Annotated in this window: 9 protein-coding genes; 2 read left to right on the forward strand and 7 right to left on the reverse strand. The window is 70.0% G+C overall.

The genetic code is table 11. From position 1 onward, the window contains the following. Positions 1-348 precede the first annotated feature (348 nt). From Aco04nite_RS45450 to ftsY, 7 genes are all read right to left on the reverse strand, one after another. The gene (locus Aco04nite_RS45450) at positions 349-1,677 is read right to left on the reverse strand and encodes an FAD-dependent oxidoreductase (RefSeq protein ID WP_213003404.1); all 1,329 of its coding nucleotides are present in this window, start codon (positions 1,675-1,677) and stop codon (positions 349-351) included. A 34-nt stretch (positions 1,678-1,711) separates the two neighbouring features. Further along, positions 1,712-2,350, reverse strand: a complete 639-nt coding sequence (locus Aco04nite_RS45455; RefSeq protein WP_213003405.1) for a class I SAM-dependent methyltransferase — start codon at positions 2,348-2,350, stop codon at positions 1,712-1,714. Positions 2,351-2,388: 38 nt separating this feature from the next. After that, the gene (locus Aco04nite_RS45460) at positions 2,389-4,653 is read right to left on the reverse strand and encodes a [protein-PII] uridylyltransferase (protein ID WP_213003406.1); all 2,265 of its coding nucleotides are present in this window, start codon (positions 4,651-4,653) and stop codon (positions 2,389-2,391) included. 9 nt (positions 4,654-4,662) lie between these two features. After that, positions 4,663-5,001, reverse strand: a complete 339-nt coding sequence (locus Aco04nite_RS45465) for a P-II family nitrogen regulator (protein ID WP_203838587.1) — start codon at positions 4,999-5,001, stop codon at positions 4,663-4,665. Between the two features lie 33 nt (positions 5,002-5,034). After that, positions 5,035-6,381, reverse strand: coding sequence for an ammonium transporter (locus tag Aco04nite_RS45470; RefSeq protein ID WP_280519495.1), 1,347 nt, complete (start codon positions 6,379-6,381; stop codon positions 5,035-5,037). Between the two features lie 246 nt (positions 6,382-6,627). Continuing rightward, positions 6,628-7,425, reverse strand: coding sequence for a phosphotransferase (locus Aco04nite_RS45475; RefSeq protein ID WP_203838586.1), 798 nt, complete (start codon positions 7,423-7,425; stop codon positions 6,628-6,630). A gap of 51 nt (positions 7,426-7,476) precedes the next feature. Further along, entirely contained in the window at positions 7,477-8,649 is a 1,173-nt protein-coding gene (ftsY, locus tag Aco04nite_RS45480; protein ID WP_213003407.1) for a signal recognition particle-docking protein FtsY, read from the reverse strand. A 152-nt stretch (positions 8,650-8,801) separates the two neighbouring features. Between ftsY and Aco04nite_RS45485 the strand changes: the two genes are divergently transcribed. Both Aco04nite_RS45485 and Aco04nite_RS45490 read left to right on the forward strand, forming a co-directional pair. After that, positions 8,802-10,490, forward strand: a complete 1,689-nt coding sequence (locus tag Aco04nite_RS45485; protein ID WP_213003408.1) for an alkaline phosphatase D family protein — start codon at positions 8,802-8,804, stop codon at positions 10,488-10,490. Between the two features lie 7 nt (positions 10,491-10,497). Further along, positions 10,498-11,019 carry a DinB family protein gene (locus Aco04nite_RS45490; RefSeq protein ID WP_213003409.1) on the forward strand — a complete coding sequence of 174 codons (522 nt, stop codon included), beginning with the start codon at positions 10,498-10,500 and terminating at the stop codon, positions 11,017-11,019. Positions 11,020-11,932: the final 913 nt, after the last annotated feature.

Below are 11,932 nucleotides of genomic sequence, written 5' to 3' on the forward strand. Positions count from 1 at the left end.
TGGCCATCCCGGCCCTCACCCTTGCGTGCGAGATGGTGCCGGTAGTCGGTGGTCGGTCGCCGCTGGGTGCGTGGCCGGTCTCGGCGCCCACCTCTCGCGGGTGGGCTGGCTGCCGCGCTTTGGCACTGCTGACAGTGACTCGCCAGCAGGCCAGGGGTGGTGGGTGGTTTCGCGGCGTACCTCGCCGGGTGCGGTTGGGGAAACAGCTTCGGGTGTGAACTGTTTCCAACAGCGCGACGACGGCGTGGGGGGCCCGCGGACAGCGACTCGCCAACGTTAGCTGCCGCCACATCATCTGAGACCAACTCCCCGTTTTCGCCTATCTGACAGACAGGGCGGTCGGGGGGGTCAGGCGGGGGTGGGGGTGGGTTTTGTTTGGTGGATCAGGGTGATCAGGTCTTCGCGGGTGGGGCCGGGGAGGGGGGCCGGGTGCCAGCCGGTTGCGTAGACCTGGCGGGCTGCGGGTTCGGCTGCTGCGAGGGAGGAGGGGAGTGCGTTCATTCCCAGGTACGGGGCGACGATGGGGGCGAGTTGTGGGTTCGCGTCGGCTGCTGCGGTGATGTGTACCGAGGTCAGGGGGCGGGTCAGGTCGATCTTTTCGCCGGCCAGCAGGCGTACGGCGGCGGGGTCTGAGGTCTGGTGGTCGTCGAACCAGGGCTTGATCGAGGTGGTGCAGTAGTCGTCGAACGCCAGGGTTGCCGCCAGTACGTCGCTGGGGTGCTCGGCGAGGAGTCCTGTCAGGCTCTGGGCCTGGCTCAGTGAGGTGGCGATGCCCCGGCCCGCCGTCGGGTTGGTGGTGCACACGACGTCGCCGAGGTGGATCAGGCCGGGTAGCGCGACGCGGCCCCGCTCGTCCAGCTGCCCGCGGTAGGTGTTGCGCAGGTGCACGCCGGGCAGGACCCGGGTGATCGGCCGGCTGCGCGCGGGATCGGTCCACTCGGCGAGCCCGGGCACGACCCGGACCACGGCTTCGTACACCTCGGGGAAGCGCCAGTCCGCCAGCTCCTCGTCGGTGTCGCGGCGGGTGAGCGACACCGACACCGTGGCGGCGTCCTGCACGAAGACCACACCGAGATAACCCGCGAACCGGCTGATCAGGCCGACCGGCGAGCTCGACGGGCCCGGCTGCGCGCCGGGCAGGAGCTGGTACTGCCGGGAGACGTACGAGACCCCGCAGTCGCCGCTCGTCTCCGGCGCCCGCAGCCCCTCGGCGAGCCGCCCGGACCGCCCGGAAGCGTTGATCACCAGGTCGGCCTCGAGGACCGCGCCGTCGATCCGCACCCCGGCAGCCCTGCCCCGGTCGCTGAGCACCTCGTCGGCGTGCCCGGTCACCACCGTGACACCGGGCTCGGTGACCGCGGCCGCCCGCAGGACCCGCTCGAACGTGATCCGCCGCGACCTGAGACCGGCCGGATGTCCCTTCACCAGGATCGGCTCCGCCCCGGCGGCGACCAGCGCGGCGCCGACGTCGGGCAGGTCGGTGCCGAGCACGTCCACGATCGGCTGACGGATCCCGTGCGGATGATGGAACTGCATGACGCCACGACGCGCCCAACTGCCGTCCGCCGCCGGCCCGGGGTCACGGTCCACAAGGGTGACCCGGTGACCGCGCCGGGCGAGCACGGTCGCGGTGAACAGCCCGGTGGGTCCCGCCCCGACGATTGCCACACGCGTCATGCCCTCTGACATTAGGCGAAGTCGCGGTGACCGGTCAGCCTTTACGGGCGAGCAGCTGGATGCCCTTGAACTGCCTCTTGTCCGTGGGCTCGGGCTCACTGACCATCCGGGCCACCTCGGCCAGCCCACACCCGTGCAGCAGCGCGGCCAGCTGATCAGGCCACCAGCGATAAGCCGGCGCGACCGCGTGGTCGTAGATCTGTGTCGGGTGAGACGCGTCATCGGCTGCCGAGAAGCAGATCAGCAGGTGACCACCGGGCGCCAGAACCCGGTGGAACTCCCGCAATATCGCGGAAACGTCCGGTGGCGGCGTGTGAATGATCGACCACCGTGAAAGTACGCCGCTCAGCACGCCGTCCTCGATATCCGGCGCGGCCATCGACCCCACCTCGAACCGCAGGCCCGGATAGGCCGCCCGAGCCAGCGCGATCATCGCGGGCGAAGCGTCGACCCCGAATGCTCTGACCCCGAGCCCGTTCAGATACGCCGTGATGTGCCCTGGCCCGCATCCCAGGTCTGCCACGCGGCCGGCCCCCACGAACTCGGCGAACGCCCCCAGGATCGCCCGGTCCAGTGGGCTGTCACGAATCGATTCGCGGAACATCTCCGCGTACAGGGAAGCAGCCCCGTCATACCCCGCGCGAGCAATACTGAAGGCATCCAGTTCGACCACGCAGGCACACTACTGGCCGAACCACTACGACGTGTGGCTCAGACGGCTGCGAGCACCAGGGCTTCGACCCGGTCGCGGTCGGCTTCGTCGGCCCAGGCTCCGACGAGGTAGAACGCGTCGACGACGTCGCCGCCGAGGGTGGAGATGCGGGCGGCGCGGACCTCGGCGCCGGCCTCGTCAAGGGCGGCCGAGACTCGGTACAGCAGGCCGGACGAGTCGGGCGCGCGGAGCTCGAGGACCACTGCGTCGGTGGCGACCGAGCGGAGCCAGACGACGCGCGGTGCCGCGCCTTCGCGGGTGTTGCCGGCTCGGGCCCGCAGGCGCTGGGTGACCGAGACGTCTCCGGTCGCCACGCGGCGCAGGTCGGCGGTCAGCGCGACGGGTTCGGCCGGGGAGCCGTAACGGGGCTGGGTCAGGAACTCGACGATCGCCCGCCCGTCCACCGTGGAGGCGTCGGCCGCGAGCACGTCGAGCCGGTGCAGAGCCAGGACCGCGGCGACCGAGCCGAGCAACCCCCGGCGGTCGGCTGCGGCGACCGAGACCCGGTCTCCATCCAGATGTACGGCGGGCAGGTCACCGTCCAGCAGCAGCGGGTCGGGTTCGGGGGCGGCGGGGAGGGCGCCGGTGTCCAGGGCGGTGTGGACGCGGTGGACCAGTTCGGCGATCAGGCGGCCCTTCCAGTCCGACCAGGCGGCCGGGCCGGTGGCATGGGAGTCGGCGCGGGCGAGGGCGTGGAGGAGGTCGAGGGTGGTGATGTCGCCGACGGCTTCGGCGACGGTGGAGATGGTGAGCGGGTCGCTGAGGTCGCGGCGGGTTGCGACGTCCGGGAGGAGCAGGTGGAGCCGGACGAGCTTGTCGATCGTGGCCGCGTCGGTGGGTGAGAGGCCGATGCGGGTGGCGATCTCGCGCGCGATCGGGGCGCCCACGGTGCTGTGGTCGCCGGGGAGGCCCTTGCCGACGTCGTGCAGGAAGGCCGCGATCAGCAGCAGGTCGGGGCGGTCGACCTCACGGGTGTACGCGGTTGCCTCGTACGCCGCCTGCACGAGGTGCCGGTCGAGGGTGAAGCGGTGTACGGGGTGGTGCTGGGGCAGGCTGCGCATCCGGGCCCACTCGGGGAGCCAGGCGTCGATAAGGCCGTACCTGTCGCAGGTCTCCCAGGTGGGGAGCAGGCCCTGACCGGAGCCGAGCAGCGAGACCAGGGCGGCGCGAGCGGCGTCCGGCCAGGGGGTCGGCAGCGGCGGGCAGAAGGCCGCGAGCCATTCGCAGGTCGCGCGGGCGATGGGCAGGCGCACGGTCGCGGCGGCCGCGGCGACCCGCAGGGAGAGGGTCGGGTCGGGGAGCGGGCCGATCGCCGTGCGGGCGAGGACGAGCTCGCCGTCCTGTTCGACGACGTCGCGGGCGACCGGGCGGCGTTTCGGGGTGCCGGGGGCGGTGCCGCGGCGGCGACCGTTACGGAGGCGGTCGGCGGCGCGCCACGCGTCGTCGAGGGCGTGGGCGATGGTCCGGGCGTCTCCGGCGACGCGGCGCAGCAGGGTGTCGCCGTCGTCGAGGTCGAGCAGGGTGGCGACGGTGCCGCGTTCCTGGGCGACGAGGCGGTCGACGCGGCGGCCGACGGCGAGGTGCAGGGCGTCGCGGGTGTCGAGCAGACGCAGGTTGGCGGCGCGGACCGCCGGGCGCATGGTGTCGGCGATCCCGGCCCGGCCGAGGCCGCGCAGGATCGTCAGGTCGCGCAGCCCGCCGGCGGCTTCCTTGAGATCGCCTTCGAGCAGGAACGCGAGCTCGCCGTGCGTGGCCCAGCGGCTCTCGGTGATCTCCCGGAGCTGGGGCAGCATCCGCACCGCGGTGCGCCGCCACTGGTCGCCGGTGGTCGCGATGAGTTCGGCGGAGAGGGCCGCGTCGCCCGCGACGTGCCGGGCGTCGAGCAGGCCGAGCGCGACTTTCACGTCGTCAACCGCCACGGACAGGGCCTCGGGCAGCGTACGCACGGAGTGGTCGAGGCCGAGCCGGGCGTCCCAGATCGGGTACCACAGTGCGGAGGCGATCCGGTCGATCCCGGCGGTGCCGTTGTGCAGCAGGACGAGGTCGAGGTCGCTGTAGGGCGCGCAGTCACGGCGACCGAGACCGCCGACGGCCACCAGGCTGACCCCGGGGAGGTGGCTGGGGAACATCGCCGCCAGCCACGCATCGAGCGCCGCCGCCCGGTCTGACCGGGCGGCGGCGCCGATGTGTGGTCTGAGCTCGGCCGGTGAGCCGTCCTTGGGCACGCGAGGTGCTGCTGACGGCTCACTGACCACGTAGCTCATATTTGATTATTACAGCGCGTCGAGTCCGCGCTCACCGGTACGTACCCGGATCACGTCGTCCACGCCGGTGACCCAGACCTTGCCGTCACCGATCTTGCCCGTACGCGCCGAGGTGATCACGGCGTCGACGACCTTCTCGACGTCGATCTCGTCGGTCAGCACCTCGACCTTGATCTTCGGCAGGAACTCCACCGTGTACTCGGCACCCCGGTACACCTCGGTGTGGCCCTTCTGACGTCCGTACCCCTGCACCTCGCTCACGGTGAGGCCGGCGACGCCCAGTGCGTGCAGCGCCTCCTTCACCGCGTCGAGCTGGTACGGCTTGATGACCGCGGTCACCAGCTTCATGCTAAGTCCCTCCATCGGAGCAGCCATGAGAACTTAACCGGCGACCTTTTGGCTCGCGTCGGCTTTACCGTCAGCGTCGATCCCGGACTTGAGACCGGCGAGCGCGAACCCGCCGCCACCGGAGCCACCCGAGGGGGTGAAGTCGTACGCGGTCTCGCCGTGGTCGGCGATGTCGATGCCCTCGACCTCGGCCTCGTCGCTGACCCGGCCGAGCTTGACGGCCTTGAGGATGAGCGCGAGAACCGCGGCGATCGCGAACGAATAGACGGTGACCGCGGCGCTGGCGACGAACTGGCGCCAGAGCTGGTCGACGCCGCCGCCGTAGAAGAGGCTCTCGCGGGTGGCGAGGGCGTTCACCTGGGTGGTGGCGAAGAAGCCGATGGCCAGCGAACCGATCCAGCCACCGACGAAGTGCACGCCGACCACGTCGAGCGAGTCGTCATAGCCGAGCTTGTACTTCAGGCCGACCGCCAGGGCGCAGACGGCACCGGCGATGATGCCGAGCAGAGCCGCGGGCAGCGGGGCGATGAAGCCACAGGCCGGGGTGATGGCGACCAGACCGGCGATCGCACCGGAGGACGCGCCGACCAGGGTCGGCTTACCGTCGCGCAGCCACTCGACAATGATCCAGCCGAGCAGTGCGGCGGCCGTCGCGACCTGGGTGTTGACGAACGCGACCGCGGTGACGCCGTCGACGGTCAGCTCGGAGCCGGCATTGAAGCCGAACCAGCCGAACCAGAGCAGACCGGCGCCGAGGGCGACGAACGGCACGTTGTGCGGGCGCATGTTCTCCCGCGGCCAGCCGATGCGCTTGCCGAGGACCACGGCGACACCGAGCGCGGCAGCACCGGCGTTGATGTGCACCGCGGTGCCACCGGCGAAGTCGAGCGCGCCGAGGTTGGCGCCGATCCAGCCACCGCCCCAGACCCAGTGGGCGACGGGGACGTAGACCAGGGTGAACCAGCCGAAGCCGAAGAGCACCCAGCCGCCGAACTTGAAGCGGTCCGAGAGGGAACCGCTGATCAGCGCGACGGTGATGATGGCGAACATCATCTGGAAGACCATGAAGACGTATGTGGGGATGCCGGTCTCGAGCCACATCTCGGGGATCCAGCTGGTGCCGGTGCCCCAGTACTGCGTGAAGCTGCCGAGGAACTTGTTGACGCCCTCGGAATCGTTGCTACCGAATGCCAGAGTGAAGCCATACAGCACCCAGAGCACGGAGATGAGCCCGATTGACGAGAAGCTCATCATCATCATGTTCAGGGTGCCCTTGGACCGGTTGAGGCCACCGTAGAACAGCGCCAGACCCGGGGTCATGAGCAATACGAGTGCAGACGACAGGAGCAACCAGGCGGTATTGCCGGTATCGATCTCCACGCTGCCTCCTCTCGGTTAGTGTCCTCCCAAACGACCGAGAGGGCAGCATCGCTCCAGTCGGCCGGTGTAGGGCGGAAGCCTTCCGGCCTGCTGTTTCGAGCAGGGTCTACGCGCGATTTCCAACACGTGACCGCTTGTTTCGTACGTGTGAAGAAACTCTCACAGCCGTGTGGAAAAATGGCCACCAACCGCCACAAAACGCCTAAGTAAGCACCGACCGAGCGAGACCAAAGGGTCGACGGCCAGTTAACGAAGTGCGTACTCGAGGGTGTGACGTTCGTAATCGAGCAGACGCAGATCGCGCATCGGACGACGCAGATGACCCTTGTGCACGATTCGCACGAAAGCCGGGTCACCCGCGGCCGCCATCCGCCGAATGCCCTCGACGTGGTCCACGATCCGCTTACGAATCGTGCGGACCAGACGGTGCCGGTCGCGCGGAATAAGGCCGTAGGCGTCGGCGAAGAGCCGCAGCCGGCGCGGCCGATTGGGGCGCTTCCAGCCGAGCGTGTAGGAATCCCGGTCGCTGAACAGCGGCACCCAGGTCCAGGCCGCATAAGCCACGTCGTAAATGCGCGCACCCGGCGAGGCCAGATCGAAGTCGATCAGCGCAAGAGTGCCGTCGGGCCGCCAGACCACGTTGTGCGGGGCGGCGTCGTGGTGACAGATCACCTCGGTGTCCGGCGGCGGCGGGCCGAAGCTGCGCCACACCGCGTTGGGCGGGGGCTGGAAGCCGTACTGCGCGTCGTGGAACATGCGCAGCATCGTCGCGACCGTGACCAGTGCTTCCTCGGTGGTCCAGTGCGGGGCCAGCGGATACTCCCCGCACTCCCCGTCGAGGTACGACAGCACCTCACGGCCACGGTCGTCCATGCCCAGGGCGTGCGGCGACCCGGTGAACCCGACCCGCTGCAGATGGTTGAGCAGCGAGTGCACAGCGGGGGTCCACGGTCCGGCGTTACGGCGAACCGTGTCGCCGAGTTTCGAGACCGTGCTGACGTTCCCACCGTGCAGAGGAATCTCGCGCAGAGGCTCCTGCGTCACGCACGACCTCCCCCGAGTGTGATCACTACCGCCGATGTCCTGCTCCTGAGATTACGCATCGCTGCCAAGCAGGGCCTCGACGAAGGCCGCCGGCTCGAACGGTGCCAGGTCGTCCGGGCCCTCGCCCAGCCCGACCAGCTTTACCGGGATGCCCAGCTTGCGCTGCACGGCGATGACGATGCCGCCCTTGGCCGTGCCGTCGAGCTTGGTGAGCACCACACCGGTCACCTCGACCGCCTCGGTGAAGACCCGCGCCTGCTCCAGGCCGTTCTGCCCGGTGGTCGCGTCGAGGATCAGCAGGGTCTCGTCGACCGTGCCGTGCTTCTCCACCACCCGCTTGACCTTGCCCAGCTCGTCCATCAGGCCGATCTTGTTCTGCAGGCGGCCGGCGGTGTCGATCAGAACCGTGTCCACACCGACGTCGATACCCCGCTTGACCGCGTCGAAAGCCACGCTGGCCGGATCTCCGCCCTCGGGGCCGCGCACGGTCTCGGCGCCGACCCGCTCACCCCAGGTCGCCAGCTGCTCGGCAGCGGCGGCGCGGAACGTGTCGGCGGCACCCAGCAGCACCGTGCGGCCGTCGGCCACCAGCACCCGGGCGATCTTGCCGCAGGTGGTGGTCTTGCCGGCGCCGTTGACACCGACGACCAGGACCACCGCGGGGCGCCCGTCGTGCGGGGCGGTCTTCAGGCTGCGGTCCAGCTCCGGCTCGAGGGCGGCGGTCAGCTCCTCGGCGAGCTGTGCCCGCACCTCGGCAACCGTGCGGGTGCCCAGCACCCGGACCCGCTCCCGCAGCCGCTCGACCAGGACCTGGCTCGCCTCGACGCCGACGTCGGCGGAGATCAGGCTGTCCTCGATCTCCTCCCACGCGTCCTCGTCGAGGTGGTCGCGGGAGAGCACGCTGAGCAGGCCGCGCCCGAAGACGCTCTGCGAACGGCTCAGCCGGGCCCGCAACCGGACCAGGCGGCCGGCCGTGGGCTCCGGGGCCTCGATTGTGGGGGCCGCCGGCTCCGCGACCTCCTCCTGCACCGGGGCCGGCCGCTCGACCAGCGGCGGGAGCTCCTCGGTCGGGGGAACCACGGGCGGACGCTCGAGGGTCGTCGTGCCCGCCCCCGTCTGCTCCGACGGCGGCAGCTCGCGCCGGCGCAGGCGCGGGACGACGAGGCCGACGGCCCCGACGATCAGCACCGCCAGCAGGATCAGTGAGGCGACGACGTATTCCATGTACGAAATCCTGACAGATGCGCTGCGGCTGTGCGGGGCCACCCGGCCGTGTCCAACACCACGCGGGGTGATCCTGCCGTGCCGGAAACCGCCCTGGCGAAATACCGGGGCGGTGGGGACGATGGAACCATGCGTCTCTCTGTGGTGATCCGTTGACCGCTTATCTCCTGATCGGCCCGGTGCTCCGGCGCGTCGTGGCCGACAAAGCGACCATCTGGGTCGAGACCACGGAACCCGCGACCGTCCGGGTCGAGGCGCGGGACGGCGGCTCAGGCTCAGCAAAGACCTTTTCCGCGTACGGCCACCACTACGCGATCGTGGTCGTCGAAGGGCTGCCCGTCGACGCCGCCAACGAGTACGGGGTGTGGCTCGACGACAAGCAGGCCTGGCCCGACCCGGAGTCGCCGTACCCGCCGAGCCTGATCGTGACCCGGCCGGCGGCGGACCAGGAGCACCCGGTCCGCTTCATCTTCGGCTCGTGCCGCGAGGCCACCCCGCAGTCCAATTCGCGAAAATTGCCACCTGACGCGCTGGACGCGTACGCAAGGCGATTGATGACCGACCCGCACGACCCGCAGCTGCGCCCGGACCTGATGGTCCTCCTGGGTGATCAGGTCTACGCCGACAACACCTCGGCGAAGGTGCGCCGCTTCCTCAAGCGTCGCAGGGCGGCCGGGCACGACGGGCCGGCGAACGAGGTCGTCTCGTTCGACGAGTACACCAAGCTCTACCTGGAGTCCTGGCGCGACCCGGAGGTCCGCTGGCTGCTCGCCACCGTGCCGAGCGTCATGATCTTCGACGACCACGAGATCATCGACGACTGGAACACCTCGGCCTCCTGGCGCCGCGACATGTCAGCCCAGTCGTGGTGGCCCGAACGCATCTCCAGCGGCCTGGCCTCCTACTGGGTCTACCAGCACCTCGGCAACCTGAGCCCCGACCAGCTCGCCACCGACCCCCTGCTGGCACAGATCACCTCGGTGCCCGACGCCACCCGGATCCTGCACGACTTCGGCATCTCGGTCGACGCCCCCGGGTCCGCGGAGAACACCGACGTCCCGTTCCAGTGGAGCTTCGCCCTCGATGTGGGCCGCACCCGCCTGGTGATGCTGGACAACCGCTGCAACCGGGTCCTCACCCCCGGCCGCCGCGAGATGCTCCCCGCCGAGGAATGGAAATGGTTCGTCGACCAGGCCCACGGCGACTACGACCACCTGGTGGTCGGCTCCTCCCTGCCCTGGCTGATGCCCCCGGCGATCCACCACGGCGAAGCCTGGAACGAACGCATGGCCGACTCCGCCGGCCCCCGCCGCGCCGCCCTCGCCGAGAAGATCCGCCGCGCCTTCGACCTCGAACACTGGGCCGCGTTCATGCGTTCGTTCGACGCCCTCACCGAGCTCTTCCGCCGCCTCGGCGAGGGCGGCCCGTCAGCCCCGACCCACCGCGTCGGCGCGGGCGGCGCCTACGCGGCACCGGCCTCGATCAGCGTGCTCTCTGGTGACGTCCATCACTCCTACGTCGCAGCAGCCGACCTCGGCCCCGCGGTCACCACCCCGGTCCACCAGCTCACCTGCTCCCCGATCCACAACCAGGTCCCCGCCGTCATGCGCCCCCTGATGCGTTTCAGCTGGTCACGCGCCGCCGCCAAGACAATGCGCGGCGTCGCCCGCTCCGCCGGAGTAAGCCGGCCGGCCGTCGCCTGGAGCCGCCTCGCAGGCCCCTACTTCGGCAACGCCATCAGCACCCTGCACCACGAAGGCCCCCGCGCCGAGGTAAAAGTGGAGGGCACGAGCAAGGACGGCGATTTATTCATCGTCGCCGAGCTCCCACTTTCTAAATAATGGCCCGATGACAACCTGGACAGCACCAAAAATCGAACGCGTCGCTGAACCGTTCACCGGCGACGAACGCGCCATGCTCGAGGGCTGGCTCGACTGGCACAGACAGACCCTGCTGAGCAAATGCACCGGCTTGACCGCCTCGCAGCTGAAGGTCGCCTCCGTCGAGCCGTCCAACCTGACCCTGCTGGGCCTGGTCCGCCACATGTCCGAGGTGGAACGAGCCTGGTTCCGCCAAGCCGCCGCCGGCCAGGACCTCCCCGACATCTACTGCGACGACACCAACCCCGACGGCGACTTCGACGACGTAGCAAACGCCGACGCCGAAGCCAACTTCACCACCCACCTGGCAGAGCTGGACGCCGTCCGAGCCACCGTCGCCGACCTCCCCCTCGACCACGAATTCCCCAACAAACGCCGAGGCTCCATCAGCCTCCGCTGGGTCTACCTCCACATGATCGAGGAATACGCCCGCCACAACGGCCACGCCGACCTCCTCCGCGAACGCATCGACGGCGTCACCGGCGCCTGAACCCACCCCCTCGCGCGTGACGGGTCGGCCTCGTCGTGTGCGACCTGGCGCGGCCTCATGCAGGCTGATCCGGCCCTGCGCGGGCTGGCGCGGCGCGGGCTGGCGCGGCGCGGGCTGGCGCGGCGCGGGCTGGCGCGGCGCGGGCTGGCGCGGCGCAGTTCCGCCTCGTCACCGCTGAGGGGGAACGCGCGGGCCGAGCCCGATCCACCGCATGCGCTCTGGTGGTCACTTGGCGACGCAGCGTAATGACTCAGATTTTATATATTGCGCGCGAAAAAATAATGTTGTGCATTTGACAGTTAACACCGCGCGATATTGCGCCGCAAGGCCACAGGACGCAACATCCAGCCTCGCCCGAAGACACCACTTTCGACAGCCTCACCCTGCGCTTGCCCGCGCTCACACCCCGGCAGCGAAACCGAGTCCACCTTGATCCAAGGTCACGACTGATCGCTTCGCTGCAAGCCCTGCCGAACCGCACACCAGCAGCATGCCCACGCCCGACCCGCCCATGACCTCAACACGACCGTACCTCTTCCGCCCAACCCGAGACCGCCACCTCAGCCCAACCGGCCCAGGGCCATCACCCACCCCGGCCAGCCCGAGACCGCCACCTCAGCCCAACCGGCCTAGGGCCATCACCCGCCCCGACCAGCCCGAGACCGCCACCTCAGCCCAACCGGCCTAGGGCCATCACCCGCCCCGACCAGCCCGAGACCGCTACCCCAGCCCAACCGGCCCAAGTCCATACCCGACCCCGGCCAGCCCAGGGCCGTAACCGCACCCGGCCGGTCGAGGGCCTCGCCCTGCCTGCCCGGTGCCCTCACCACCCGGTTGGCCCAAGGCCCCACCCGGCTAACCCGGCGCCATCACCCACCCGGTCGGTCGGTCCGTCGGTCGGTCGGTCGGTCGG

It is taken from the genome of Winogradskya consettensis (assembly GCF_018332715.1).
In the GTDB taxonomy this organism is placed as follows: Bacteria; Actinomycetota; Actinomycetes; order Mycobacteriales; family Micromonosporaceae; genus Actinoplanes; species Actinoplanes consettensis.

Bases quoted from the DNA above. Each gene is read 5' to 3' on its own strand.
- Aco04nite_RS45450 (WP_213003404.1), bottom strand. From the start codon at position 1,677: ATGACGCGTGTGGCAATCGTCGGGGCGGGACCCACCGGGCTGTTCACC.
- Aco04nite_RS45460 (WP_213003406.1), bottom strand. From the start codon at position 4,653: ATGAGCTACGTGGTCAGTGAGCCGTCAGCAGCACCTCGCGTGCCCAAG.
- Aco04nite_RS45465 (WP_203838587.1), bottom strand. From the start codon at position 5,001: ATGAAGCTGGTGACCGCGGTCATCAAGCCGTACCAGCTCGACGCGGTG.
- ftsY (WP_213003407.1), bottom strand. From the start codon at position 8,649: ATGGAATACGTCGTCGCCTCACTGATCCTGCTGGCGGTGCTGATCGTC.
- Aco04nite_RS45490 (WP_213003409.1), top strand. From the start codon at position 10,498: ATGACAACCTGGACAGCACCAAAAATCGAACGCGTCGCTGAACCGTTC.